We start from the raw sequence: 26,125 nt of genomic DNA on the forward strand, positions 1-26,125 counted from the left end.
GGCAACACTCTTCCCCCCGACGCCTGCTGCTCCAGCAACACCCACCAAACAACTTTGTGCTGAATACCTGACAGGCTCTTTAACTCGCATGCAGCCTAACTAAAAAAACGCTGGAAAAACCCCACAAACACAACTTTCAATAACAACATAACCATTTAAATACAGGCACTTAACAAAACTAAAGCGCTCGCAAAACCTCTTGGCACGATCTCTGCTCTACCCCCACTAGTGAAACTTTTTTGGGGGAGACTTAAATGCATAAACTTAATCCAATCACCAAGAGTATCTGGCTAACCTTGTTGCTGGCCGGGGGCGGCGTCAGCGAGGGATTGCTGGCAGCAGAAGCCACAGAAGCCGATAGCAGCAAAACCGCCACGGAGCCTTCACTCAAGACCGTGACCGTGACCGCTCAACACCGGGAAGAAACCCTGCAAGAGATTCCGGTCGCGGTGTCGGCGATACAGGGCAACAGCCTCGTCGTCGATGGTGTGCGCAACATGGGTGACATCACCACGTTCGTGCCCAACACCTCGGCAAAAAACCCGGACGGCGATGGCCGGCCGCGTTGGTACATCCGTGGTCTCGGCACCGGGGACACCGGCGCGGCAACGGTTTTTCCGGTGGGAATCTACGCCGATGACGTCTACTTGAACGCACCTATCGCCGGCGGCGGGCCGTTGTTCGACCTGGAGCGCATCGAAATCCTGCGAGGGCCGCAAGGCACGCTGTACGGCAAGAACACCACCGCAGGCGCGGTGAATGTCATCTCCAAAAAACCAACCTTCGACACCGATGGTTTCGGCACGATCGGGTTTGGCACCAAAAACGAACGCATCGTCAGTGGCGCTCTGGGGGGAGCGCTGGTGGATGAGAAACTCGCGGCGCGGATCGCGCTGTATTCCGAAGAGCGTGACGGCTTTCAGGACAACCTGGTGGACGACAACACCTACGGCGACGTCAACAAGAAAGCCGTGCGCCTGCAGTTTCTGGCTCAGGTCAATGATGATCTTGAGGCATTGCTGAAGGTTCACAGTCGCGAATACAAAGGCGACGGCAGCAACGGCTCACTCACCGTCGGGCGCTACTACAACGTGGGTTATGAACGTCCCAGCGGGCGCGATATCGATATCAATGTCAATGAAGACTCCAAGCTCAATCACGACGGCACTTCGCTGACCCTGAACTGGCATCTGGGTGACTACACCCTGACCTCCATCAGTGCCTATGACTACATTCGCGGGCAATCCACCAGCGACGCCGACTACACGCCTTATGAGGTCAACGGCGCAGCGATTGCCGACAACAAATATTCGCAGTATTCCCAGGAACTGCGTCTGGCCTCGCCGCAGCAGGAAACCTTGCGCTGGTTGTTGGGAGCGCACTACTTCCACGAAGATCTCGACAGCTCCGCACAGCGCATCATCACACCCGGCCCCACGCCTAACGGCACCGGCTCGAACCAGATCGGCGGCGCCACCGACTTTCGTGACTTGAGCTACGACCACGCCACGGACAGTTACGCGCTGTTCGGCAACCTGACCTATGACTTCACCGATAAGTTCTCCGTGACCAGCGGCCTGCGCTGGACCCAGGAAAAGAAAGACATCGACCTCGACCTGACCCAACTGACCCGCATCACCGCCAACGGTCCATTGGTGCCCCTGGCCGGTGTCGGCACCAATGGCAACCGTCAGGAAGACAAGACCTGGGAAGCCTGGACCTATGACCTGACGCCGGAATACCGGATCAACGACAACCTGCGAGTGTTTTTCCGCTATGCCCACGGCTTCCGTTCCGGCGGATTCAACACCGGCCTGTCCACCAGCCTTTCGCAGCTGACCACGGTGGACCCGGAACAACTCGACGCCTACGAAATCGGCCTCAAGTCCGAGTGGTTCGACCATCGCCTGACGGCCAACGCCAATATCTTCTATTACGACTATTCGGACATCCAGGTGAACCTGCTGACGGTCAACAACGGGGTGCTCACCACGGCGTTGACCAACGGCGCCAAGGGTACGGTCAAGGGCGCCGAGCTGGAACTCGAAGCCCAACCGACTGACTTCCTGCATCTGCGTGCCGCGGTTTCGTTCCTCGACACCGAGTACACCGACTTCAAGAACACCAACCCCAACACCGGCGTCGTCACGGGTGATTACAGTGGCAACAGCTTCGTGCGTTCGCCGCGCAACGTGGTGGCGCTGGGTGCCGATTACACGTTCCCGCTGGAAATCGGTGGCAAGTTGGTCGCCGGTGGCGATGTCAGCTATCGCGACAAGGAATACTTCCTCGCCGACCGCCAGAGCAGCGCCGACAAGACCCTCAGCCAACCGCACTACACCCTGGCGAACACTCGCCTGACCTGGTTCAGCCCGGATGAAAAGCTCAGCGTCACTGGTTTTGTGAACAACGTCACCGACCGTCGCTACCAGGTTCACGGCCGTCCGAACGGCACGCTGGGCCAATACGTCATTACCTACGGCGACCCACGCACCGTTGGCCTGAGCGTGACCAGCCGCTTCTGACCCTTGCAGGAGGCACATAACCCCCTGTAGGAGCCGGCTTGCTGGCGATGAGGCCCGCAAGCCTTGCATCGCCCTGAAGGCCGCCATCGCCAGCAAGCCGGCTCCTACAGAAAACCTCGATTTCCGGGCCACCGGTTTCCCAGTAATACCCACCGATTTCCGGGCCACCGGTTTCCATGCAATACCCAACGATTTCCGGGCCGCCGGTATCCACGCAACACCCATCGATTTCCGGTCTGCCGGTATCCATTCAAACAATCGATTTCCGGTCCTCCGGAACCACACAAAACCCTGTAGGAGCCAGCTTGCTGGCGATGAGGCCCGCAAGTCTTGTATCGCTTTGAAGGCCGCCATTGCCGGCAAGCCGGCGCCTACAGCATGGAAGGAATTTAACCCATGTTCCATCACACCCCGTTGGCCGGCGCTATTGCGCTGGTCATTGGCAGCCTTGCCCTGCCTGTCGTTGCTGCCCCTACCCAACCCGGTGCAACCGGCGATCACCTGGACACCGTGGTCGTGCTCGGCACCCGTCGAAGCGATGTCACGGCACTGGAAAGCGCCGCGCCGATTGACGTGCTGTCTGGCGAGCAACTGGAACAGACCGGCGCCAGTGACCTGTCCGGCGCCCTCACCGCGCTGTCACCCTCGTTCACCTATCCGCAATCACCCCAAGGTGCCTTCGCCGGGTCCATCGCCCAAGGCGCATCGCTACGCGGCCTGGCCTCTGATCAGGTGCTGGTGCTGGTCAACGGCAAGCGCCGCCATACCAGCGCCAACGTCACCCGGCAAAGCCTGGTCAATGGCCGTGGTGCGGCGGCCGTCGATTTGAGCCTGATTCCCCTGAGCTCGATCCAGCGCGTGGAAATCCTTCGCGACGGCGCCGCAGCGCAATACGGCTCAGACGCCATTGCCGGCGTGATCAACATCGTGCTCAAGGAAAAGGACGAGGGAGGCAATCTCGGATACCGCTTCGGCGGCTATGACAAAGGTGATGGCATCCAGCGCAAACTCAGCGGCTGGAAAGGCTTCACCCTGCCCAACGACGGCTTCCTGACCATGAGTTTCGACGCCGGCAATCAGGACCCGGCCAGCGACACCAACCCGGACAACCGGATTTTTTACCCGGGCTCTACCAGCATCAACACCCCCCGTGAACAGAACAATCGCTATCGCACCTGGCGTTGGGGCTCGGGCAATGTATCGGACCAATACAACGTTGCCGTAAACAGCGAGGTCGGCATTGGCGAAGGTCTGACCGCCTACGGCTTTGCCACGTACGCCCACAAAAATACCGATGCGGAAGGCTTTTTCGATCCGCCTACGACGTTGCGCAACAATTACAGCAGCACCGCGTTGCAGCGATTCCCGGACGGACGCCTGCCCATTACCCGCTATTCGCTGGAAGACTATGCATTGACCGGGGGGCTGCGCTACGAAGACGAACAACTGGGTAAATTCGACTTCGCCGTGAACCATGGCGACAACACCCTGGATTCCACCGACCACCATGCGATCAACCCGAGCTGGGGCGCCAACAGCCCGGAAAACATCTACACCGGCAAACGTGAGGCTGACCAGACCAACGCAACGCTGGACTGGGTGCGGGATTTCCCCACCGACCTGTTGTTCAAGCCGCTGACACTCTCCGCTGGCCTGGCCTGGCGCCAGGAGAACTACGAGCTGAGCGAAGGAGAAGCCGCCGGATGGCAGAACGGTCCGTTCTTCAATAGCGTCGACCCGATTACGCAGCGGCGCATCCCGGGTTACTACTCGGGCATTACCCAAGTCGATGCGGCCACACTGGACCGCAACGTATTGGGAGCCTATGTCGATGTCGAAGGGCAGATCACCGAGAAATTCCAGGCCGGTGTTGCGGTGCGCACCGAGCACTACTCGGACTTCGGCGACACCACCAACGGCAAACTGTCCTTGCGTTATGACTTCACTGCGCAGATCGCTGCCCGAGCTACCGCCAGCACTGGCTATCGCGCGCCGTCACTGGTGCAGAGCGGCTTGTCGTCATTCAGCGTGCAGGTGGTGGAGCAACCGCCAGGCAGCGGCAATTTTGTCGAAGTGCAGCAACGCACCCTGCGCGCAGACAGCCCGGAAGCCGCGTTGCTGGGCGGCACATCGCTGAAACCGGAGGAGTCGACCAGTTATTCTCTGGGTCTGGTCTGGCGCCCGCTGGCCAATGCATCGGTGACGCTGGACGCCTACCGCATCGATATCGATAACCGCATCACCCTCTCCGACCAATTGCCCGCGTCGGTGGTCTCGCCGATTTTCGCTGGCACGCCGTACGCGAATATTCAAAGTGCGGCCTTCTACAGCAACGTCGCCGATACCCGCACCGACGGTGTCGAGCTGGCGAGCAACTATCAGTTGGACCTGCAGCAATGGGGACAACTGAACCTGAACGCCGGCGTGAGCCAGAACAACACCAAAATCACCGCCCTGCGTGACGTCGGCAATATCAAGGGTTCGCAGATAATCGGTCGAACCACCCAAGGTTTGATCGAAGACGGCACCCCCGAAACCAAGCTGATCTTGAGTGCCAACTGGCTGTATGACGATTGGGGCATCACCGTGGCTCAACGTCGGTATGGCGAATGGAAAAGCCTCAACGCCGCCAACCCCACCCTGGACCAGACGTACAGTCCGCAATGGGTGACCGACCTGGACCTGTCCTACACCTTCAACAAAACCCTGAAGGTTTCGCTGGGTGCGATCAACCTGTTCGATACCCACCCGGACAAGGCTGACGGCACGCAGTTGTACGGTGTACCGAAATACTCGATCACCAGCCCTGAAGGCGCCCAGGGAGCGTTCTACTACACCAGTGTCAGTTACGAATTCTGACGGGGCTGCTGTTCTGGTGTTGCTGGAGCAGCAACCAGTGTTGATGAAGCACCATTGCCTTTGTAGGAGCCGGCTTGCTGGCGATGGCGGACAGCACGATTTGTGGTGTTTGCACCGCAGCTATCGCCAGCAAGCCGGCTCCTACAGGGGGTGTTATCGCCAGCAAGCCGGATCCGGGAGGGGGCGGTGCATGCATCGTCGCGGCTGGCACAGCTCTTGCGATACCCCCTCGGTACTTAGCCGAAATAAGACCTGCCATGCGCCCCCAACGACTGTTGTATACCCTGACCTGGCTTATCTCTCCTGCTGCCCTGCTGTTGCTCTGGGCGTTGGTAGCGGAGGCCGGAATTTTCCCGCGTAACCTGCTGGTCCCACCCGCACAAGTATGGCGAACCTTCGGGGAGCTGTCGGCCAGCGGCGAGTTGCAAGAGCACCTGCTCAACAGCCTGTCGCGCCTGGGGCTGGGATTCACTGTCGGCTCGTTGTCAGGCCTGGCGTTCGGGATCCTCATGGCCTTGTCGAAAAATGTCGAGAACTACTGCTCGCCGCTATTTCATACGCTGCGCCAGATCCCCAGCATCGCGTTGATCCCGATGTTCGTGCTGCTGTTCGGTATCGATGAAACCTTCAAGATCATCATCGTCGCCAAAACCGCCTTCTTCCCGGTGGCACTGGCCGCCAGCGAAGGCGTCAAAGCCATTCCGCGCAGCTACTTCGAAGTGGCTGACGTGTATCGGCTGCGCTGGCCGACCTTCGTCCGCGAGATCGCCCTGCCTGCTGCCACGCCCCCGATCATCACCGGATTTCGCATCAGCCTGACCCGGGCCTGGGTGGTGCTGGTCGCCACCGAGTTGCTGGCTGCCGACAGCGGCCTGGGTCAGATGATTGAAATGAGCCGGCAAATGTTGCGCATTGATGTGGTGATGGTCGGCGTGGTCGTCACGGGCGTGATCGGCTTTGTACTCGACTTTGGTTTTCGCCAACTGGAACAGCGGATGTTTCGCTGGCAGACCCGCTAGGAGCCGCTGATGTCTCGACTATTTGCAAAATCCCGCGGCTTGTTGCTGCCGCTATTGTTGATCGGCGGCTGGGAGTACCTGTCACGCCAGGGCGCCGCCGGGGCTTACGCCTTTGTGCCGTTGTCAGCTATTGGTTCGGCCTTGGTGGAACTGCTGGCCAATGGCGAACTTTTGGTGAATTTGCTGGCCAGCCTGGCCCGCACCTGCGCCGGCCTGGCCCTGGGCATCCTTTTCGGTGTGCTGCTGGGGGTGCTGATGGCGCTTTCAGCCGTGGCCAACCGCTTGATCGGGCCGTTGTTCCATTCCATTCGCCAGGTCCCGATGCTGGGCTGGATTCCCCTGATCGCCATGTGGTTCGGCAACGGAGAATTCTCCAAGGTGCTGATCGTCAGCCTCGCCGCGTTTTATCCGATGGTCCTCAATACCTGGCAGGGCTTCAGCCACGTCGAACAGCGCTATCGGGAGGTTGGGCAGGTGCTGGTCCTGAGCCCTTGGCAACGGTTTCGCCATGTACTGCTGCCGGCGGCGCTACCGAGCATCGCCACCGGGGTGTTGCACGCACTGGCATTTGCCTGGGTCACCGCCATCGGTAGCGAACTGTTTCTCTCCTCAGGCGCCGGCCTCGGCAACCTGATGATGAACGCCGAAGCCGGCTCACGCATGGAGGTCATTGTCCTCAGCGTGCTGTGCATCGGCCTCTGTGGCTACCTGATGACGCTGCTCTTCACCCTTCTTAGCCGCCATTTGCTGCGCTGGCGCAACACTCGTTGAAAGGCCACTCCATGAACGCAATTGCCCAAACTACTCTGCTACACAGCACGCCCTTGCAGTCGGGTGCGCTGCATATTCGCGGTCTGAGCAAGACTTTTCGGATCGAAGGACAACCGCTGCCGGTACTGAAAAATATCAATCTCGACGTTCGTCCCGGCGAGTTCGTCAGCATCGTCGGTGCCAGCGGCTGCGGCAAATCAACCCTGTTGCGGCTGATCGTCGGGTTGGAAGCCGATTATGAAGGGGACATCTCGCTGGACGGCAAAAGCGTCGTCGGCACCAGCCTGGAGCGCGGGATCGTGTTTCAGGACCATCGGTTGTTTCCGTGGATGACCCTGAGCCAGAACATCGCCCTGGCCTTGAAGAACCACCCGCTGTCTGCAGCGGAAAAAGACCGGTGGGTGGCCGAGCACATTGCTCTGGTGAACCTCGATGGCTTTGAAAACGCCTACCCGCATCAGCTGTCTGGTGGCATGGCACAACGAGCAGCCATCGCTCGCGCATTGATCAATAAACCAAAAGTGTTGTTGCTCGACGAGCCTCTGGGCGCTCTGGATGCGCTGACGCGGATCCGCCTGCAACACGAGTTGCAGCGCATCTGGGTACAGCAGCGCTGCACGGTGATCATGGTTACTCACGACATTGAAGAGGCGCTGTACCTGGGGGACCGGGTGATCGTCATGGACGCCCATCCGGGACGGATCAAACACGAGATCAAAGTCGACCTGCCCCACCCCCGGGAGCGTACTTCGACCGTGTTGCAAGGTTACAAGGAACAGCTGCTGGAGGAACTGGTTGGGCATTGAACCGTGACGCAATCCGTCGGGAACGCCGGCAGCCCGTACGTCAATGCAAGTTCCAAGGGCGGTTACAAGGGGTATAACTATCAGAACAAAGTCGGGCCACACAGAATAGGCCCTCTAAAGACAGCGCCCGGGCCAGGCGCCTAAGGCCCGGATCGGCGCCTTAGGCGCGGAGCGATGTGATGAGATCCAGAGCATGGCGATGGGCTCGCAAGAGCCTTCCTGGCTGCATCGAGCTGGCCTTGCTGGTCGCTCCATTGTGCGCCAGCGCCATGTTCAAGTGCCAAGCCACGGACGGAGCCATCAGCTACACCAGCCAAGCCGTCGCCAGCGCCCGCTGCACTCGCCAGAATGACACGGCGGGCGCCGGTGTCGGTGCCAAGACAATGGCCCTGCCACGGTTGGTGCGGGACGACGACGCAGGTGCGGTGCGGATTAGGGTGTTCACCTTCGTCCACAAAGGTGTTCGTCAATATGTGAGCCGCCGCCCCGTCGGGATTTCCGCACGGGTCGATGTCCTTGAGCTCTATGTCATCAAGGGTTGCTATCTGTGCAGGGCGCCGAAGGATTTCAAGGTCACCTCACTGCGCCTGGACACCCGCTCCTATCGACAGGAGATCGAAGCCGCTTCGGGTCATTACGGTGTCGACCGGGCGCTGGTCCGCGCAGTGATACATGCCGAATCGGCGTTTCGCCCCAACGCCATTTCCGAAGCCGGCGCTCAGGGGTTGATGCAGTTGATGCCCGCCACCGCCGAGCGCTTTGACGTGGACGATCCGTTCGACGCACGACAGAACATTCGTGGCGGCGTGCGCTACCTGGCCTGGCTGCTCAAGCGCTTCAACGGCAACCAGATGCTGGCGTTGGCAGGTTACAACGCCGGAGAAGCGTCCGTGGTCGAGTACAACGGGGTACCTCCCTATGCCGAGACGCAATCCTACGTCACCCTCGTGCAGTCCTTGACCGAACGCTATCGCAACCATCGCTAGTACCGCAGGGCGCATAACCTGGAATAGGTAATACGCCATTCGGGGAATGGCCCAGCAGTGTGCTGTACGGGAACAGACGCCTATGGAGGACTTTAATGGATCCTTAATGTGAAGACCATTTTCTTTGACCGATAATCGAACGGTTTAAGTTATAGCCTAACTCATTGTTTTTAATTATATTTATTGTTTTCTTAGATAAAAATCTAAAAAAACACTCATAACAACACTTTTCAATGGATCCATAAATTGATTGACTGGCGCCGCACGGTGTCAGGTGTTGCGCCTGCCCGCTCATAAAAACAACAAGGGTGTCGTGATGAGTGACTTTTCAATCGGGCTCAAGCCTTGGCTTGTACCCACCTTCGTGTGCCTTGCTCGTTTTACCTGTACTCATCCTCGTTTCGAGGGGCAACAGCCATGACCGTCGATCTCAAGAGCGTGGTCGATGAGCGTTCCATGGCGCCGTTCCAGTGGCTGGCCGTGGGTATCTGCATTGTCCTGAACATGATCGATGGTTTCGACGTGCTGGTGATGGCCTTCACGGCCTCTTCGGTGTCTGCCGAATGGGGTCTCAATGGCGCACAGATCGGGCTGTTGTTAAGTTCCGGGCTGTTTGGCATGGCGGCAGGCTCTCTGTTTATTGCACCGTGGGCGGATCGCTTTGGTCGTCGCCCCTTGATCCTGTTTTGCCTGCTGCTTTCAGGGGCCGGCATGCTGTTGTCGGCACTGAGCCAGACGCCACTGCAACTGGCGCTACTACGCGGGGTGACCGGCCTGGGTATTGGCGGGATCCTGGCCAGCAGCAACGTAATTGCCAGTGAATACGCCAACAAACGCTGGCGTGGGCTGGCGGTGAGCCTGCAGTCCACCGGTTATGCCTTGGGCGCGACCCTCGGCGGTCTGTTGTCGGTGTGGTTGCTGACGCACTTTGGCTGGCGCTCGGTATTCGTCTTCGGTGGCGCTGTGACCCTGGCGGTGATCCCGCTGGTGCTGATGTACCTGCCCGAATCACTGGATTTCCTGATCGCCCGCCGCCCCGACAACGCCCTGGCACGCATCAATCGCCTGGCCGCCCGCCTCGGTCAGCCGGCACTGCGCGAACTGCCCGCCGCCCCCGCGGCGCCGACTTCAGGCCGCGGGCGCCTGGCGCAATTGCTCTCACCGGCTTCACGGCGCACGACCTTGTTGATCTGGCTGCTGTTCTTCCTGGTGATGTTCGGCTTCTACTTCGTCATGAGCTGGACGCCGAAGCTGTTGGTAGCAGCAGGGTTGTCGGCCCAGCAAGGGATCAGCGGTGGTGTGTTGCTGAGCGTCGGCGGCATTTTCGGCGCGGCGCTGATTGGCGCCATGGCTTCGCGCTGGCGTCTGACCCGAGTGCTGTCGTTGTTCATGCTGATTACCGCAGGCTTGCTGGTCCTGTTCGTTGACTCGGCTTCATCGGTATCAATGGCACTCGGCCTGGGCCTATTGATCGGGCTGTTTTCCAACGGCTGCGTGGCTGGTTTGTACGCACTGTCGCCGATCGTCTATGACGCCTCCGTACGAGCAACTGGGGTCGGCTGGGGCATCGGTATCGGACGGATCGGTGCGATTCTTTCGCCGACCGTAGCCGGCCTGCTGCTCGATAGCGGCTGGCAGCCACTGCACCTGTATGGGGTGTTTGCCGTGGTTTTCGTGATCGCCGCCGCCGTGCTGCTGTTACTGAGGCCTGGCGCCCAACAGCAGCCAGAAGTGCGACTCAGCCAGGCCTGAGCAATGCAACAAAGCAGCGAGGTCCATCCTCGCTGCTGACTACATCCCCAAGGAATACAATAATAATGACTCGCTTCCCCCTCCCTCCCCGGGCCCTGCTCGGCGGTGCAATTCTTATCGCCGTCTTCCCTTCAGCGCATGCTGAGAACGGTGGTTTTTTCGACGATTCCAAGACCAGCCTGGTCCTGCGAAATTACTATTTCAATCGTGACTTCAATGACCCGGGCGCCAGCAAGAGCAAGATAGAGGAATGGGCCCAGGGCGCTATTCTCAAGTTCAATTCCGGCTATACCCCTGGCGTGCTCGGCTTTGGCCTGGACGGTATAGCGATGCTTGGCGTCAAGCTCGACAGTGGCCCGCAACGCAGCGGTTCGGAGCTGCTGCCGGTGCACGACGACGGTCGCTCCGCCGACGACTACGGGCGCGTTGGAGTGGCCGCGAAAATGCGCCTTTCTGCTACAGAACTGATGCTCGGCGAGCTCATGCCGGACATACCGTTGCTGCGCTACGATGACGGCCGCCTGCTGCCACAGACCTTTCAGGGCGCCATGCTGGTGTCCCGCGAGTTCCCGGGGCTGAACCTGCAGGCAGGTCAATACACTGACGTGAGCCTGCGCAATTCCTCAGACATGCAAGACCTCTCCGCCTGGGCGGCGCCCACCGTCACGTCCGACGGCTTCAACTATATGGGTGCCGAGTACCGCTTCAACGAACAACAAACCCTGGTCGGCGCCTGGCACTCGCAACTTGAAGACATCTACCAGCAAAGCTACCTGAACCTGCTGCACAAACAGCAGTTCGCTGACTGGACCCTTGGCGCCAACCTGGGTTACTTCATCGACAAGGAAGACGGCAGCGCGCGTATCGGTAATGTACAAAGCCACACCGCCTACGGGTTGTTCTCGGCCAAACTGGGAGGCCATACCTTGTATCTGGGCCTGCAGAAGGTCAGCGGCGATACCGGCTGGATGTCGGTGTATGGCAGTAGCGGGCGAACCCTGGGCAACGACATGTTCAACGGTAATTTCAGCAACGCCGACGAACGCTCCTGGCAGGCTCGTTATGACTACGACTTCGCTGCCGCCGGCATCCCCGGTTTGCTGCTGATGACGCGCTACGGTCACGGCGAAAACGCTACCACCAAGGCGGGCAGCGATGGCAAGGAGTGGGAGCGCGACACCGAAGTCAGCTACACCCTGCAAAGTGGCCCGCTGAAGAACCTCAGCGTGCGCCTCAACAACGCCACCAACCGTCGCAGCTTCAACAGTGACTTCGATCAGACCCGCCTCATCATCAACTACCCCCTGTCACTCTGATCTTCCCTCCAGGGGCGCCAGTCGCCCCTGCAGCTCTCCCCTTCCTTGCGTTACTATGGCGAATCACCTCTCTGGAAGTCGCCTGCATGAGTAAACCCGGTCAAATGGTGCTGGTTGCACTGCGCAAAATGATTGCCTCGGGCGAGTTGGCGGCCGGCGAACGGCTGATGGAAATCCCGACAGCCGAACGCTTCGGCGTCTCGCGCATGCCGGTACGCATGGCATTCGTTACCCTTGAGCAGGAAGGCTTGCTGGTGCGCCATGGCGGACGGGGTTATCAGGTGCGCTCGGTAAGCGCCGACGATATCGCCGGCGCCGTGGAGGTGCGCGGGGTGCTGGAGGGGCTGGCGGCACGGCAGAGCGCCGAGCGGGGACTGAGCGCGCATGCGCAGACAGCGCTGCACGAATGCCTGGTACAAGGCGATACACTGTTCGACAAAGGCTACGTGACGGAAGAAGACCTGGAGGTGTTCCATGACCTCAACATGCGCTTTCATCAGGTGATTGTCGAAAGCAGCGCCAACCCGGCCATCGCCGAAGCCCTGGCGCGCAACGACCATCGCCCCTTCGCTTCAGTCTCAGCGCTGGCGATCGATCGCCAGGACATGGTGCGCGAGTACCGGCGCTTCAACTTCGCCCACATGCAACATCACTCGGTCTTCGACGCGCTGGTCAACCGCCAGGGCGCCCGCGCCGAAGCCATCATGCGCGAACACGCCAATGCGACCCTGCGTTACGCCGAGGTGTTCGGCGCGACCGGCAGCAGTAGCGTGCAGATGAAAGTGATCGCGCGCGGCGAATAAGCGTTGGTTCAGATATCCAGCACCAAGAGTGCCGATTTGGCCCGCGAACAGCAGGGCGTGAACTGATCATTGGCGGCTTGCTCCTCGTCGGTGAGAAACAGGTCGCGGTGATCAGGCACTCCTTCCAGCACGCGGGTCAGGCAGGTTCCGCAAACACCCTGCTCACAGGAAATGGCGATCTCGACCCCGTGGCTTTCCAGCACCTGGACCACCGTCTTGTCGGCCGGAATGTCGAACACCTGACCGCTACTGCCAAGCTTCACCTGGAACGACCCATCGCTACTCGTATCCACCGGCGCTGCAGCGAAGTATTCACGATGCAACTGCCCATCGCTCCAACCTTGGGCCTTGGCACTATCGAGCACAAACTGCATAAACCCCGAAGGGCCACAGACATACAGGTGCAAGTCCGGCCCCGGATTGGACAACACCTTAGCGGCATCCAGACGCGAATCGGCGTCTTCATCGAAATGCAGGTGCACGCGATCAGAAAAGGAAGAACCTTTGAGTCGCTCGACAAAAGCCGCACGGTCAATGGCACGCACACAGTAATGCAGTTCGAAATCGGCACCGCTGTCAGCCAGTTGCTCGGCCATGCAGAGAATCGGGGTGATGCCGATACCGCCGGCAAACAACAGGCTGCGCCGGGCATCCCCCGCCAAAGGGAAGAGGTTGCGCGGCTCGCTGATGTGCAGGCGATCGCCATTGTTGATCTGCTCATGCATGCACTGCGACCCTCCGCGAGAGGCGGCGTCCTTGAGCACGCCGATCTGGTAGCGATTGCGCTCCCGGGGGTGATTGCACAGTGAGTACTGACGGACCAGTCCGCCGGGCAAGTGCACGTCAATGTGGGCCCCGGCAGTGAAGGCGGGCAATGTGCCCCCTTGGGCACAGGTCAATTCGTAGCTGCAAATATCCAACGCTTCGTTGTTGCGGGATGTCACGACGACTTCAATCATGTCGCACCTTCAAGACCGGCCACCGCAGTGGCCGCGAACAATGGGAATGGGAGTGGACCGGGGTACGTTCGAGGGCGCTCGCCGTCGCTACTTGACCGAGGTAATCAGCTCGACCGCCGGAGACCGCTCACGGGCGATGATGCGCTCCAGCACTCGCCTGGACTGCACGCCACCGGCATCGATGTTGAGCTTGAGCAAGTTGCGCTGAGGATTGGCCAGCAGGTTTTTCTGCTGCTGCTCAAGCATGTTCAGGTCTTCGCTGAAGATCTTGCCCTGGCCCTCGCGAATGCTGGCGGTCAGTGCCTCGTCTTGCGGATTGAAGTTGCGTGCCATACCCCAGAAGTACCAGATCGAGGTGTCGGTTTCCGGAGTAATGAAGTCGACCACGATGCTCGCGGCCTTGTGCTGCGGCTGCGCGTTGTAACCGCCCTTGCCCGCGTGGGCCACGCCCACTTCGATCAATACGTGACTGGGCGGGCTGAAGCGGCAGATCTGCCAACGGTCCACCGGCACGTCATCGGCCAGATTGTTACCCCGCAGGGCCATGCGCCAGAACGGCGGCGCCATGATGTTTTCCATGTGCCGCGCGGTGACCACTTCGTCACCCTCAACGGTGGTGACCGGTGGCGCTTCATCGATCTCTTTCTGGCCGATGCTCGAGGCGTGCACGTAGGTTTCGTGGGTGAGATCCATCAGGTTATCGATCATCAGGCGATAGTCGCAGCCGATGTGGAACAGTCCACCACCGTAGGCCCACTCATCGCTCACAGCCCATTCCAGATGATGGATCAGGGTTGGGTCAGCCTTGTCCTGTTCCCCAGGCCAGACCCAGATAAAACCGTAACGCTCTTCAACCGCGTAGGTCTTGTTGCACGGAAAACCCCGTACGCGCTGACCTGGCATTTCGACGGTTTTGCCATCACAGCCCATCACCAGGCCGTGGTAGCCACAGACCAGGTTGCCGTTCTCGACATACCCAAGCGATAGGGGGGCGCCGCGGTGTGGGCAAAAATCCTCGACGGCGGCAACGCGCCCTTCATGGCCTCGATAGAAAACGATTTTCTCACCGCATATTTGCCGCCCAAGGGGCTTGTCAGCGATCTCGTCCGGGGTGCAGGCGACATACCAGGTGTTCTTCGGATACATGGGGGATCTCCAAGTCAGGCTTGTTTTTATGGATCCATTTGAGCGGACATTACCGGGTCAAGTCAAGCTAATCGTAGATGACAGACTATCAATGGATCCATTAATGCAGGCTCAGCCATATCCAACCTTGCGAGTACCACGCCTGAGTGAAGTCGTTTCCAGGACCGACGCGGCCTTATTTAAACAACGCTCAAAGAACCGAGAGGATTGACGCTGGCCACTTGGTGACTGACTGGTTTTCACCGAGAACACAATGTATTGATGTGTCGATATCAGACACGGAGGTGGCGTGATCAGGTAACTGAATCAGCGGAGAAGCCGGGTAAGGTGGCGCATCTTTTCATCGAGATACCCCCATCGAAATGATGGGTTTGACAAGAACTGCAGCGGTTGAAGAATGCGGTAACAACGATGATCGGTTGCCCCTGTCAATCCGCTTAAATGTCGACCAGCAGAGAAAAAAACCAATGATTAGCCCGAACTCCAGGGATTCGAGTGGCCAATTGGCGCAGGGCTTCAAGCCTCGTCACGTAACAATGCTGTCAATCGCCGGTATTATCGGCGCCGGTTTGTTCGTTGGCTCAGGGCATGCCATTGCTGCGGCGGGTCCAGCGGTCCTCCTGGCCTATCTATTCTCAGGCTTGCTCGTCGTTCTGGTCATGCGCATGCTCGGTGAAATGGCGGTAGCCAATCCGGACACGGGCTCGTTCTCCACCTATGCCGACCAGGCCATAGGACGCTGGGCCGGTTTTACCATCGGTTGGCTCTATTGGTGGTTCTGGGTCCTGGTGATTCCTATCGAAGCGCTCGCGGCGGGCCATGTGCTCAATCAATGGTTTCCCCAGATCGATGCCTGGCTGTTCGCCCTGGTGTCGATCATTGCGTTGGTGGTCACCAATCTGTTCAGTGTCTCCAAGTACGGCGAATTCGAATTCTGGTTCGCCATGGCCAAGGTCGTTGCGATCATAGCTTTCATCGGCGTGGGTTTTGCCGTACTGATGGGCTGGGTTCCCGACCGGGAAGTCAGCGGACTGAGCGGCCTGATGGCTGAGCACGGTGGCTTTGCTCCCAACGGCCTGTCAGCGGTAGTCGGCGCCTTCATCACCATCATGTTCAGCTTCATCGGTACGGAAGCGGTCACCATCGCGGCGGCCGAATCCAATAATCCCGCCCAGAACATTGCAAAGGCAACGCGCTCGGTGATCTGGCGCATCGGGGTGTTTTACCTGCTGTCGATTTTCGTGGTCATCTCCGTGGTGCCCTGGAATGATCCGTTGCTGGCCTCGGTAGGCTCTTATCAGCGGGCCCTGGAAATCATGAACATTGCTCATGCCAAGTTCATGGTCGACGTAGTCGTTCTGATTGCCGTGGCCAGTTGCATGAACTCCTCGATCTACATTGCCTCGCGCATGTTGTTTTCACTGGGCCGACGTGGCGATGCGCCGAAGGGGCTGAAGGTGACCTCCTCGGAAGGGGTACCACGGGCGGCCGTCATCGCCAGCACGGTGCTGGGCGCGGCGATCACCGTGTGGAGCTACTTCATGCCCGCCGGGCTGTTTGAGTTCCTGCTGGCCAGCTCCGGCGCGATTGCCTTGCTGGTGTACCTGGCCATTGCGGTTTCGCAGCTGCGCATGCGCCGGATATTACGTCGGCAGAACGTCGAGCTGACCTTTCGCATGTGGCTGTTTCCATGGCTGACATGGCTGGTGATCGTGTTCATTTGCGCAGCGCTGGCGGTCATGATGATCACCCCGGAACACCGTACGGAAGTGAGCACGACCATTGGATTGGCGCTGGCGATTTCCTTTATTGGTCTTGTGACGTCGCGTCACCCTGCCCAGGCGGCGAGGGTTACGTCAGTGGGATAAAAACCAGGGAGGTATTTGCGTCGAACCTGAAACTCCCCCACAGGTGATGCCCGCCACTCGACAGAAGTCGCAATTCAATCCCGAGCAATCTTGTCATTTGCCAAGGCTTAGGGCAGGGTCGATACCACTGACATCTCTGCCAAAGGAGTCACTCCATGTCAAAGCTATATCCCGGTATCGATCCTGAGGGGCTGGTCGAGTACTCAGTGGTCTACACCGACCGCTCGCTCAACCACATGTCGCAGTCATTCCAAGCCGTGATGAGGAACATTTCCACAACCCTGAAACAGGTCTACAACGCCCAGGCTGTCGCGGTGGTCCCGGGCAGCGGCACATTTGGCATGGAGGCGGTGGCACGACAGTTTGCCACCGACCAGCAATGTCTGGTGATACGCAACGGCTGGTTCAGTTATCGCTGGAGCCAGATCCTGGAGATGGGCAATATCCCGGCGGCCACTACGGTGCTCAAAGCCCGACCGGTCGACACGGGTCGACAAGCTGCCTACGCCCCACCGCCTCTGGACGACGTGCTGGCAGCCATTGAGGCTTCGAGGCCGCAGATTGTCTTCGCCCCCCACGTTGAAACCTCATCAGGGATCATCCTGCCCGACGACTACCTGCGGGCCGTCGGCGACGCCGTGCATGCGGTAGGTGGCCTGTTCGTACTGGACTGCATCGCCTCAGGCACGCTTTGGGTTGATATGCAAAAATGCGCAGTCGACCTGCTGATCAGCGCACCGCAGAAAGGCTGGAGCGCCTCCCCTTGCTGCGCCCTGGTGATGTTCAGTTCTTTGGCCCTCGAGCGCATCGAGCAGACGCAGAGCAGCAGCTTCGCCTGCGACCTGAAAAAGTGGCTTCAGATCATGCAGGCCTACGAACAGGGCGGACACGCCTACCATGCGACCATGCCCAGCGATTCCCTCGCGCGGTTCAACGAAGTGATGAAAGAGACGCAAGCCTACGGTTTCGACAGGGTCCGCGGTGAACAACAGGCCCTGGGCGATCGGGTGCGCGCAATGTTGACCGGCAAAGGCATTAAAAGCGTGGCCGCAGCCGGCTTTCAGGCCCCTGGCGTAGTGGTGAGCTACACCGATGATGCCGACATCAAGAGCGGCAAGAAATTTGCCAACCACGGCCTGCAGATCGCCGCCGGAGTGCCGTTGCAATGCGACGAGCCGGCCGACTTCCAGACGTTCCGCATCGGTCTGTTCGGGCTCGAAAAGCTGCACAATATCGAGCGCACGGTCAGCACCCTAGAGCAGGCGCTCGACGAAGTGATGGTTAACTAAGCCCTCAGCGTGCCCGCAGCACAGACCGAACCGGTGAATACTCGGAAGGTATCTTGCCCGGGCACTGCCGACCCTAGCCGCATTCAAGAAGGAATTCCCAAATACGGCTTGCACGGGCGGATGATCGGCGGCGGTAGGCCGCTAGTTGCCCCGCCCTCCTCCAAACGACCACTCATCGCTGGCCGTCGTGGTGATAACCACCATGACATCCTCTGCGCTCAGTCCCGTCGCCCGTCCCAACCTCTCGACCAGATCGCGGTAAAAAAGCTGTTTCGTCTCAACACTTCGAGGGCGACCAGCGGTAATCGCGATCAGCACAAAGTCATGGCTACGCGGCCCACCCAGATAGTGGGGATCAAATATCAGCTCGCCGACCGCATGCTGGTCAAAGGCCTGGAAACGATCTGTCTTCGGCACTTCGAAGCTCTCGACCAAGGCGTCGTGCAGTCCCTCGGACAATGCCTGTAGATACTCGGGCGACTTCCCCCGGTGCAGTGAAATGCGTGCAAATGGCATCAACGATTACTCCTGACAATTTGAAGGGCAAGCCTGTAGCTCACTGAGCAGATTCAGCGCCGAGGCGGCTGTCGGCCAACCTGAGTAAAACGCCAGATGGGTAATGACTTCAGCCAGTTCATCGACACACAAACCGTTATCCAGTGCGCGTTTCAAATGAAAGGGCAGTTGCTCCAGACGGTACATCGCCACCAGCGCGGCCACCGTTGCCAGACTGCGTTCTCGGGGCTTCAATTGAGTCCGGGTCCACATGTCGCCAAACAATATGTTGTCGGTGAGTTCGGCAAACTTCTGCGGGTAGTTGCTGAGGTTTTCTCGCCCCGTGACCGTCGATGCACTCATGTTGTTTTTCCCTCTGATATCCAAATGACTGAGGAAAACTAACAAGTCGCAACCATTCCGAATATCAGATTTAATAGCATCAATCATCCTGATTTAGTGGACTATTGAATGCGCCGCCCTACCTTCGATCTTGACGTACTGCGCACCTTCGTCACCGGCGTGGACTACAACAGTTTTGCCAAAGCAGCGGATCGGCTCGGTCGGTCGACGTCTGCCGTGAGCGCTCAATTGAAGAAGCTCGAGGAGCAGGTCGGTACGCCGGTACTGGCCAAATCCGGTCGCGGGCTGGTCTTGACCCCCATGGGGGAAACACTGCTCAGCCATGCCCGCCGGTTGCTGGAACTGAACGACGGCATTTTCCAGACGCTGCACGAAAACCAGACCGCCGGGACCCTACGCCTCGGGCTACAGGAGGACTTCGGGGAACATTTCCTTAGCGATATTCTGCGACGCTTCGTCCAGACTTATCCAAGAGTGAATCTCGAAGTCCGAATCGCCCGTAACGCCGAACTGCTTGCTCTGGTCGAAAGTGCAGATCTGGACCTGGCGCTGACCTGGGACACCGGGCACATGTCACCCTATGCCACGCGCTTGGGCGAAACCCGGATGCACTGGATCGGGGCCCGCGATACGCCATTGTTGACTGCCCTTGATGACTCACCGCTGCCATTGATCATGTTCGACGCGCCTTGCGTATTGCGCAGCGTCGCCACCCAGGCGCTGGATGCCGCGCAGATACCCTGGCGAATTGCCCTGACCAGCCCCAGCGTCGCTGGTCTCTGGGCGGCCGTCGCCGCCGGATTGGGCCTGACGCTGCGCCCCCGAATCGGACTGCCGAGCCATCTCACCGTCGTTTCTGGCCTGCCACCCGTGCCAAGCCTTGGCTATATGCTGCACAGCGCAGGCGACGAGCAGACACCTGCCACCCGAGTTTTGGCTGGATTGATCAAAACGAGCCTGGAAGAACAGGCATTGCGTTTCACGATGACGAAATAATCGAAGGTGCCCGGGACGTTCCTGGAGGGTGCAAACACCTACAAGATGCGCCTTGCGCCAAACGCGCCAGCGGCGCTGTTTGCCCTCTCCGGTGCAGATGCCCACTTTTGCCTGGCGCCTGGACGATCAAGAAGTCGCGGCGGTGGTGAGCTTCATTCGCAGGAGCCAAGGTAACCAACGCAACGCGGTTACCGCCAAAGATTATCGAAACTGCGTACCAGCGATATCAAACACACTTCTGTGATGACCTCGGGCAGGTGGCAAAACATTCAATATGCGCGGGAGGTCTGCCAGTAAAGATATCGGACAGGCCTCCCGACTCATGGCGCAAAGTGAGCCAACTGCACTCACCCGCCGGCATCGCAGCCAGACAATCTCTTGCTACAGGCCGATTGCGTATGAATCCCCAGCGATTCAGGCCACCGCGCCACGCTCAATCGCAAAGTTGTTCCAGGCTTGGGTTACCGGCATCACTTCCAGGCTGTTGATGTTGATATGCGCCGGCTGGTTCATCAGCCAAAAGATAGTCTCGGCGATGTCCGCAGGTTGCAGCGGCTGGGCGTTGGCGTACACGGCGTTGTACTTCTGGGTGTCGCCGGCAAATCGCACTAGCGAGAATTCGCTTTCGCACAAGCCTGGTTCCAGGTTGGTGACCCGCACCCCGGTACCTTGCAGGTCGCAACGCAGGTTCAACGAAAACTGCCGCACGAAGGCCTTGGTGGCGCCGTACACGTGGCTACCGGGGTACGGCCAGTTTCCGGCAATGGAACCGAGGTTAACGATGCTTGCCCCGGTGCCGTGAGCGATCAGACGCGGCAGCAGCAGTCGGGTGCTGTAAAGCAATCCCTTGATGTTGGTGTCGACCATGGTTTCCCAGTCATCCAGCGAGCAGGCCTGGGCCGCTTCGGTACCCAGCGCCAGGCCCGCGTTGTTGATCAGCCCGCGCAGGGTCTTGAAGTGCTCCGGCAATTGGTCGATCGCCGTTTCCATGGCATCGCGCTCGCGCACGTCCAGGACCAAAGGCCATACATCGCTCTGCCTGCCCAATTCGTTGGCCAGGCGCAGCAAGCGTTCTTCGCGGCGGCCGGTGAGCACCATCGACCAGCCGGCCCGGGCGAAGCGTCGCGCACAGGCTTCGCCGAAACCGGAGGTGGCGCCGGTGATAAACACAGTAGGTTGCATGATCAATCTCCAGATGTCAGGACCATGACCGGCCCAGCAGGCCCAAGCCTGCCAACGCCAGCAATAGCCATTGGGTGAGTCGTGCCGCGTGGTCGGCGCGAATGTGCAGGAACAACCTCTGCCCTATCCACAGCCCGGACAACAGTGGCAAGAGTAGTGTCAGGGCCTGCTGTGGGACCTTCGGCCCGATGGAATGGGCCAACGCCAGCCCGGCCAGGGCCGCCAGGTCCACGGCGAAAAAGAACATGATCAGAGTGGCCCGCAGCGGCCGGGCACGCAGCCCGCTGTGGCTGAGCCAGGCGACCACCAGAGGCCCGCCGATGGAAAACGCGGCGATCAATGCCCCGCTGCCGCCGCCCACCAGCCATGCCCCCCAAGGTCCACGGCCAATGGGTAACGTCACCCGCGTCAACCCGAGCAATGCCAGCGTCGCCACCAGCATGTACACGCCAAGGCTCAACCATTCGCTGTCGATCCCGGTCAGCAGCCAGATGCCGCAGGGTACGCCGACCGCCGCCGCGACCAGAACCCGACGCAACAGCGGGTAATCGGCCTCGGCCCATGCATCGCGCAACAACATCAGGCTCGACGCCACCTCCAGGCACAACACCAGGGGTACGGCATCGCGCAGGGATCCGAGCATCGCCAGTCCGACGACCGCGATGGCCGCGAAGCCAAATCCTGTGAGACCACGTACAACGGCGGCTACCAGCACGCACAAGGCACTCAAGGTCCAATTCAATTCCGGGCTCACGGCGTGCTCCTTTGACAATGACGCCACTCTAGTCAGGCATCGGTGCACGCTTTAGAGCCAGATGGGCTTTTCAATGGGTCCAGTATTGGCCGTTCTGGCTCCATCGAAATGCCCAACTGGATCTAAGCACGCCGCGACCGCATGGCTAGGCTGCGGGGTATCCGGCCGATCTGTGCCCACCCTCAGGAGTAACCCCATGGCAACGAACCTGAACCATCAATGGATGCCCTTCACCGACAACCGGGAGTTTCAACGTGCCCCACAACTGTTCGTGCGTGCCGAGGGTGTGCGCTACTGGACATCTGAAGGTCGGGAGCTGCTCGACGGCAGCTCGGGGCTGTTCTGCTGTGCGGCCGGGCATGGCCGCACCGAAATCGCCGAGGCGGTGTGCAAGCAACTGCTGACCCTGGATTTCACCCCGCATTTCCAGCGCGCTTCGCCGTTGTCTTTCGAGCTTGCCGAACGCCTTTGCCACCTCCTGCCGGCGGGCTTGAACAAGCTGTTCTTCACCAACTCCGGTTCCGAGTCGGTGGACAGCGCAATGAAGATCGCCCTGGCTTACCACCGGGCCAACGGCCAGGCTCAGCGCACCCGTTTCGTGTCGCGTGAATGGGCCTACCATGGGGTCAATTTCGGCGGTGTGGCCCTGTCGGGCATGATGCGCAATCGCCAGGCCTTCGCCGCCGGCGGTCTGCCCCACGTCAGTCACATGCGCCACACCTGGCAGGAAGACCAGCGCTATCAATTGGGCGAGCCCGCCCAGGGCGGGGACCTGGCCAGCGACCTTGAGCGCATCATCGCTACCCATGGCGCCGACAGCATTGCGGCGTGCTTTGTCGAGCCCATCGCCGGATCCATCGGTGTCTATGTACCGCCAGCCGGCTACCTGCAGCGCCTGCGCGACATCTGCGACCGCCACGGAATCCTGCTGGTATTCGACGAAGTGATCACCGGTTTCGGTCGGACGGGAGAGGCGTTTGCCGCGCAAAGCTTCGCGGTCAAGCCGGACATTATTACCATGGCCAAGGCCTTGACCAACGGCGCGATTCCCATGGGCGCGGTGGCCGTCGACGAAGCGATCTACGACGCCGTGGTCGGTGCCAGCCAAGGCCAGGGGCCAGAGCTGTTCCATGGCTATACCTACTCCGGTCACCCGGCAGCGTGCGCCGCCGCTCTGGCATCGTTGGACATTTACCGTGATGAGGACCTGTTCGGACGCGGTCAACAGTTGGCGCCCTACTTCATGGAGTCACTGGGCGGACTGCGCGGACTGCCCCAGGTCAGTGACTTGCGCGGCTACGGCCTGCTCAGCGGCATCCAACTGACCCCAGGGAGCTCGCCCGGGGCCAAGGGCGCGCAGGTACAGCGGGCGCTGTACGACGCCGGCCTGCACGTGAAAACGACAGGCGACGCGATCATCTTCGCCCCGGCGCTGGTGGCCAGCCGCAGCGACGTGGACGCGATGTTCGAGGTGCTCAAGAGCACCCTGGCCGAGGAAAGCCTTTAGGCCGGTTCGGCCTGGCGCAACTCGCGCCAGGCCTTGCCCAGTGCCTCGATGCCCGGCTCGATCAACGCCGTGGCGATCGCACCGAAGCCCAGCCGGAAGTAACATCCCGTGCGTCCCTCTCCGAGAAAATGAATATCCCCCGGCTCGATCAACACGCCGAGCCGGGCTACCCGACGTTGCAAGGCCCAGGCATCCACCATCGGCGGGCCGCTGACCCAGATCGATGAACCGCCCGCCATGCCACTGGCGTGGCACTCTGGCAAATGCTCGGCCAAGGCCCGGCTGATCACCCGCCATTTTCGCGCCAGCCGATCACGCTGGCGCCGGGCATGGGCATCGTAATGCCCCATGGCCAGGAACAGCGCCAGAATGCGCTGGTTGTTCGACGGCGGATGGCGGTACATGTACCGGCGCAAAGCGCGCAACTCATGGATCAGCTCGGCATCGGCGGCAACGAAGCCCAGCCGCACGCCCGGCAACAGGGTCTTGGTCAGGCTGCCCAGGTAAATCACCCGGCCACTGTCGTCGTAGCTCTTGAGCGCCGGGTGGTTGCTGCCGAGGAAGTTCTGCTCGCTTTCATAGTCGTCCTCGATAATCAGAAAGTCATTCTCGCGGGCACTGGCCAACAGCTCCAGGCGCCGGTACATCGGCATGGTCACCCCAGTCGGCGATTGGTGGCTGGGCGTGCAGAAGAGCATTTCGCACCCCTGCAATTGCTCGTCCACCACCAGTCCCTGCCGGTCAATGCGCAGGGGACGCAGCGTGCATCCGATCAGGCTGAAAATGTTCCGCGCATCGACATACCCGGGCTCTTCCAGGCCCATTTCGAGGCCAGGGCGACCCAACAGGCGCGCGATCATATAGAGCGAGTTCTGCGTGCCGACGGTTACCAGTACCTGTTCCGGTCGCGCCTGAATACCGCGTTTTGGCAACACCCGCTGGATGATCTGTTCCACCAGCAAGGGATCGTCGAGCATCACCTGGTCGTCGACCCAACTGCGCATGTGCGCGCCACTGGCGGCGATCCGCGCGCAATCGCGCCAGCGCGCGGCGGTCTGCTCGTCATCCTCTATCTGCCCGTAAATAAACGGGTAGCGGTACTCGCGCCAGTTGCGTGGCTTGACGATGGCGCGCATCTGCGCCGAACCGGTCTGCAGCCGATGTTCCCAGTCCGGGGCATGATCAGGCCGCTCGAAGAGTGCCGGGGATTTCGGTCGCAGGCTGACGTTGAGTTGCTGGCGCAGAAATTTTTCATTGATGAAATAGCCACGCCGGTCCGAGGGGGTGAGGTAGCCGTCTTGCACCAATTGTTCGTAGACCAGTACCACGGTGTTGCGCGATACCTTGAGCAACTGGCACAGCTTACGCGATGAGGGCATGGCGTCACTGGGCGGCAGCGCGCCATCGAGGATGGCGTTGAGCAGGCTCTCGCGCAGTTGCTCCTGCAAGCCGCGACCGGCTTCGAACGGACGAAAATAACGCTCCAACATAGTTCCTGCTCCCTTGATGACGCACCTCGATGGCGCACCTGTCGTGCTGCACGCCCTACCCCCAAAGGTCTGGCGGGATAGCTGGCACCAAAGCCCGGCGCATCTGGATCTAAAGCAAGCAACGGGCCGGCACTAAGATCGAGTTGTGCGAAAAACAATGCCTTCCACCTTAGGAGCCACACCATGCTCAAGCCCCTGCACCAATGGATTCGACACTCACTGCTGTTACCCGCCGCCGCGCTGACCCTGGGCCTTGCAACTGTTGCCCAGGCACAGACGGTGACTATCGGCGTGCAAAGCATGTTCGCGCCGTGGAAGAACGCCATCGCCGAGAAGCAATTCGAGAAGGCCACTGGCTGGGACATCCAATGGCGCAACTTCGACAGCGGTGGCGATGTGATGCTGGCTATGGCCTCCGGTGACGTGCAGATCGGCGTGGCCGGCAGCAGCCCGATTGCCGCCGCCGTAAGCCGTGGCGTGGACGCCCAGTTGTTCTGGATTCTGGACAACATCAATGACGCCGAAGCCCTGGTAGTGCGCAATGGCAGCGGCATCGTCGCGCCCCAAGACCTGGCGGGTAAAACCCTGGCCGTGCCTTTTGTGTCCACCACGCACTTTCATGCCTTGTTTGCCCTGGAACAGTTCGGCCTGAGCGGCAAGGTCAAGGTCATCAACCTGCAGCCTTCGGACATCCCGGCCGCGTGGGAGCGCGGCGACATCGACGCGGCGTTCATCTGGGACCCGGCATTGGGTCGCCTCAAGCAAAGCGGGCAGGTGTTGCTGACCTCCGGGCAGTTGACCCAATGGGGCAAGGCCACCTTCGACGGCATCGTGGTCGACCGCAAGTTCGCCGCCGAGCACGGCGCCGGCATGCTTGCCCTGACCAAGGTGTTGCAGGCCAGCACCGCCGACTACGTGAAGGCGCCTGGCAGTTGGACCGCCGACTCGCCGCAAGTGATCAACGTGGCGCGCCAGTCCGGTGCCAAGCCTGACGAAGTGCCTCCCGTGCTGGCCCTTTACCAGTTTCCTCTGGCCACCGAACAGGCCGGTGCCAACTGGCTGGGGGCGGGCAAGGACGGTGGCGCGGCCAAGGCGCTGGCGGCCACTGCCGCCTTCCTCAAAGAACAGAAAAAAATCCCCTCGCTGCTGCCCGACTACAGCGTCGCGATCAACCCGGGCTTCGTCCAGGCCACCGAGTAACCCCAGCAACGGGCGGCGCGAGTCACCCCACCAAGAGGA

21 protein-coding genes are annotated in these 26,125 nt (G+C 60.2%); 14 read left to right on the forward strand and 7 right to left on the reverse strand.

Going from position 1 to position 26,125, the window contains the following annotated elements:
- Positions 1–254 precede the first annotated feature (254 nt).
- The 9 genes from QMK58_RS15820 (at position 255) to QMK58_RS15860 (ending at position 12,837) form a co-directional block, all read left to right on the forward strand.
- The gene (locus QMK58_RS15820; protein ID WP_320395008.1) at positions 255–2,525 is read left to right on the forward strand and encodes a TonB-dependent receptor; all 2,271 of its coding nucleotides are present in this window, start codon (positions 255–257) and stop codon (positions 2,523–2,525) included.
- Positions 2,526–2,921: 396 nt separating this feature from the next.
- Positions 2,922–5,384: a TonB-dependent receptor gene (locus tag QMK58_RS15825; RefSeq protein ID WP_320395009.1), complete on the forward strand. Its 2,463-nt coding sequence runs from the start codon at positions 2,922–2,924 to the stop codon at positions 5,382–5,384.
- Between the two features lie 257 nt (positions 5,385–5,641).
- A complete protein-coding gene (locus QMK58_RS15830; protein ID WP_320395010.1) occupies positions 5,642–6,403 on the forward strand; it encodes an ABC transporter permease in 762 nt (253 codons plus the stop codon).
- Positions 6,404–6,412: 9 nt separating this feature from the next.
- Positions 6,413–7,174, forward strand: coding sequence for an ABC transporter permease (locus tag QMK58_RS15835; protein ID WP_053159388.1), 762 nt, complete (start codon positions 6,413–6,415; stop codon positions 7,172–7,174).
- Positions 7,175–7,185: 11 nt separating this feature from the next.
- On the forward strand, positions 7,186–7,980 hold the full coding sequence (locus QMK58_RS15840; RefSeq protein ID WP_320395011.1) for an ABC transporter ATP-binding protein: 795 nt from the start codon (positions 7,186–7,188) through the stop codon (positions 7,978–7,980).
- A 179-nt stretch (positions 7,981–8,159) separates the two neighbouring features.
- Complete coding sequence (locus QMK58_RS15845; protein ID WP_053159385.1) at positions 8,160–8,966, forward strand: lytic transglycosylase domain-containing protein; 807 nt, start codon at positions 8,160–8,162, stop codon at positions 8,964–8,966.
- Positions 8,967–9,383: 417 nt separating this feature from the next.
- Positions 9,384–10,718, forward strand: a complete 1,335-nt coding sequence (locus tag QMK58_RS15850; protein WP_053159382.1) for an MFS transporter — start codon at positions 9,384–9,386, stop codon at positions 10,716–10,718.
- 65 nt (positions 10,719–10,783) lie between these two features.
- Positions 10,784–12,034, forward strand: coding sequence for an OprD family porin (locus tag QMK58_RS15855; RefSeq protein ID WP_320395012.1), 1,251 nt, complete (start codon positions 10,784–10,786; stop codon positions 12,032–12,034).
- Between the two features lie 86 nt (positions 12,035–12,120).
- Positions 12,121–12,837 carry a GntR family transcriptional regulator gene (locus QMK58_RS15860; protein WP_320395013.1) on the forward strand — a complete coding sequence of 239 codons (717 nt, stop codon included), beginning with the start codon at positions 12,121–12,123 and terminating at the stop codon, positions 12,835–12,837.
- Positions 12,838–12,845: 8 nt separating this feature from the next.
- Here the strand turns inward: QMK58_RS15860 and QMK58_RS15865 are convergent, their stop codons facing one another.
- Both QMK58_RS15865 and QMK58_RS15870 read right to left on the reverse strand, forming a co-directional pair.
- The gene (locus QMK58_RS15865) at positions 12,846–13,796 is read right to left on the reverse strand and encodes a PDR/VanB family oxidoreductase (protein ID WP_053159375.1); all 951 of its coding nucleotides are present in this window, start codon (positions 13,794–13,796) and stop codon (positions 12,846–12,848) included.
- 87 nt (positions 13,797–13,883) lie between these two features.
- On the reverse strand, positions 13,884–14,942 hold the full coding sequence (locus QMK58_RS15870; RefSeq protein ID WP_320395014.1) for an aromatic ring-hydroxylating dioxygenase subunit alpha: 1,059 nt from the start codon (positions 14,940–14,942) through the stop codon (positions 13,884–13,886).
- Positions 14,943–15,409: 467 nt separating this feature from the next.
- Between QMK58_RS15870 and gabP the strand changes: the two genes are divergently transcribed.
- Both gabP and QMK58_RS15880 read left to right on the forward strand, forming a co-directional pair.
- Positions 15,410–16,810 (forward strand): GABA permease, encoded by a 1,401-nt coding sequence (gene gabP, locus QMK58_RS15875; protein ID WP_053159371.1) that lies wholly within the window; start codon positions 15,410–15,412, stop codon positions 16,808–16,810.
- A gap of 155 nt (positions 16,811–16,965) precedes the next feature.
- Positions 16,966–18,099: an aminotransferase class V-fold PLP-dependent enzyme gene (locus tag QMK58_RS15880; RefSeq protein WP_053159369.1), complete on the forward strand. Its 1,134-nt coding sequence runs from the start codon at positions 16,966–16,968 to the stop codon at positions 18,097–18,099.
- A gap of 141 nt (positions 18,100–18,240) precedes the next feature.
- Here QMK58_RS15880 and QMK58_RS15885 read toward each other — a convergent pair whose 3' ends face one another.
- Together QMK58_RS15885 and QMK58_RS15890 are read right to left on the reverse strand one after the other, a co-directional pair.
- Positions 18,241–18,615, reverse strand: a complete 375-nt coding sequence (locus tag QMK58_RS15885) for a tautomerase family protein (protein WP_320395015.1) — start codon at positions 18,613–18,615, stop codon at positions 18,241–18,243.
- Positions 18,616–18,621: 6 nt separating this feature from the next.
- A complete protein-coding gene (locus tag QMK58_RS15890) occupies positions 18,622–18,957 on the reverse strand; it encodes a carboxymuconolactone decarboxylase family protein (RefSeq protein ID WP_320395016.1) in 336 nt (111 codons plus the stop codon).
- 108 nt (positions 18,958–19,065) lie between these two features.
- On the opposite strand from QMK58_RS15890, the gene QMK58_RS15895 reads away from it, so the two are divergent.
- Positions 19,066–19,953, forward strand: coding sequence for a LysR substrate-binding domain-containing protein (locus QMK58_RS15895; protein WP_320395017.1), 888 nt, complete (start codon positions 19,066–19,068; stop codon positions 19,951–19,953).
- 414 nt (positions 19,954–20,367) lie between these two features.
- Here the strand turns inward: QMK58_RS15895 and QMK58_RS15900 are convergent, their stop codons facing one another.
- Together QMK58_RS15900 and QMK58_RS15905 are read right to left on the reverse strand one after the other, a co-directional pair.
- Complete coding sequence (locus QMK58_RS15900; protein ID WP_053159360.1) at positions 20,368–21,135, reverse strand: SDR family oxidoreductase; 768 nt, start codon at positions 21,133–21,135, stop codon at positions 20,368–20,370.
- 16 nt (positions 21,136–21,151) lie between these two features.
- Positions 21,152–21,889: a sulfite exporter TauE/SafE family protein gene (locus QMK58_RS15905; RefSeq protein ID WP_053159359.1), complete on the reverse strand. Its 738-nt coding sequence runs from the start codon at positions 21,887–21,889 to the stop codon at positions 21,152–21,154.
- Between the two features lie 196 nt (positions 21,890–22,085).
- Between QMK58_RS15905 and QMK58_RS15910 the strand changes: the two genes are divergently transcribed.
- Positions 22,086–23,396: an aminotransferase class III-fold pyridoxal phosphate-dependent enzyme gene (locus tag QMK58_RS15910; protein ID WP_053159356.1), complete on the forward strand. Its 1,311-nt coding sequence runs from the start codon at positions 22,086–22,088 to the stop codon at positions 23,394–23,396.
- Here QMK58_RS15910 and QMK58_RS15915 read toward each other — a convergent pair.
- On the reverse strand, positions 23,393–24,886 hold the full coding sequence (locus QMK58_RS15915) for a PLP-dependent aminotransferase family protein (RefSeq protein ID WP_053159354.1): 1,494 nt from the start codon (positions 24,884–24,886) through the stop codon (positions 23,393–23,395). The two genes, QMK58_RS15910 and QMK58_RS15915, sit on opposite strands and share 4 nt — an antisense overlap.
- 183 nt (positions 24,887–25,069) lie before the next feature.
- Here QMK58_RS15915 and tauA point away from each other — a divergent pair, with 183 nt between their 5' ends.
- Entirely contained in the window at positions 25,070–26,086 is a 1,017-nt protein-coding gene (gene tauA / locus QMK58_RS15920; RefSeq protein WP_053159352.1) for a taurine ABC transporter substrate-binding protein, read from the forward strand.
- The last annotated feature ends 39 nt before the right edge of the window (positions 26,087–26,125 follow it).

It is taken from the genome of Pseudomonas sp. P8_241, assembly GCF_034008315.1.
Classification (GTDB): Bacteria; Pseudomonadota; Gammaproteobacteria; order Pseudomonadales; family Pseudomonadaceae; genus Aquipseudomonas.

Coding starts and splice junctions, on each gene's coding strand:
- QMK58_RS15835 (WP_053159388.1), top strand. CDS start 6,413: ATGTCTCGACTATTTGCAAAATCCCGCGGCTTGTTGCTGCCGCTATTG.
- QMK58_RS15880 (WP_053159369.1), top strand. CDS start 16,966: ATGTCAAAGCTATATCCCGGTATCGATCCTGAGGGGCTGGTCGAGTAC.
- QMK58_RS15895 (WP_320395017.1), top strand. CDS start 19,066: ATGCGCCGCCCTACCTTCGATCTTGACGTACTGCGCACCTTCGTCACC.
- QMK58_RS15865 (WP_053159375.1), bottom strand. CDS start 13,796: ATGATTGAAGTCGTCGTGACATCCCGCAACAACGAAGCGTTGGATATT.
- QMK58_RS15855 (WP_320395012.1), top strand. CDS start 10,784: ATGACTCGCTTCCCCCTCCCTCCCCGGGCCCTGCTCGGCGGTGCAATT.
- QMK58_RS15850 (WP_053159382.1), top strand. CDS start 9,384: ATGACCGTCGATCTCAAGAGCGTGGTCGATGAGCGTTCCATGGCGCCG.
- gabP (WP_053159371.1), top strand. CDS start 15,410: ATGATTAGCCCGAACTCCAGGGATTCGAGTGGCCAATTGGCGCAGGGC.
- QMK58_RS15830 (WP_320395010.1), top strand. CDS start 5,642: ATGCGCCCCCAACGACTGTTGTATACCCTGACCTGGCTTATCTCTCCT.
- QMK58_RS15845 (WP_053159385.1), top strand. CDS start 8,160: ATGAGATCCAGAGCATGGCGATGGGCTCGCAAGAGCCTTCCTGGCTGC.
- QMK58_RS15910 (WP_053159356.1), top strand. CDS start 22,086: ATGGCAACGAACCTGAACCATCAATGGATGCCCTTCACCGACAACCGG.
- QMK58_RS15870 (WP_320395014.1), bottom strand. CDS start 14,942: ATGTATCCGAAGAACACCTGGTATGTCGCCTGCACCCCGGACGAGATC.
- QMK58_RS15915 (WP_053159354.1), bottom strand. CDS start 24,886: ATGTTGGAGCGTTATTTTCGTCCGTTCGAAGCCGGTCGCGGCTTGCAG.
- QMK58_RS15840 (WP_320395011.1), top strand. CDS start 7,186: ATGAACGCAATTGCCCAAACTACTCTGCTACACAGCACGCCCTTGCAG.
- QMK58_RS15900 (WP_053159360.1), bottom strand. CDS start 21,135: ATGCAACCTACTGTGTTTATCACCGGCGCCACCTCCGGTTTCGGCGAA.
- QMK58_RS15890 (WP_320395016.1), bottom strand. CDS start 18,957: ATGAGTGCATCGACGGTCACGGGGCGAGAAAACCTCAGCAACTACCCG.
- QMK58_RS15860 (WP_320395013.1), top strand. CDS start 12,121: ATGAGTAAACCCGGTCAAATGGTGCTGGTTGCACTGCGCAAAATGATT.
- QMK58_RS15825 (WP_320395009.1), top strand. CDS start 2,922: ATGTTCCATCACACCCCGTTGGCCGGCGCTATTGCGCTGGTCATTGGC.
- QMK58_RS15885 (WP_320395015.1), bottom strand. CDS start 18,615: ATGCCATTTGCACGCATTTCACTGCACCGGGGGAAGTCGCCCGAGTAT.
- tauA (WP_053159352.1), top strand. CDS start 25,070: ATGCTCAAGCCCCTGCACCAATGGATTCGACACTCACTGCTGTTACCC.
- QMK58_RS15820 (WP_320395008.1), top strand. CDS start 255: ATGCATAAACTTAATCCAATCACCAAGAGTATCTGGCTAACCTTGTTG.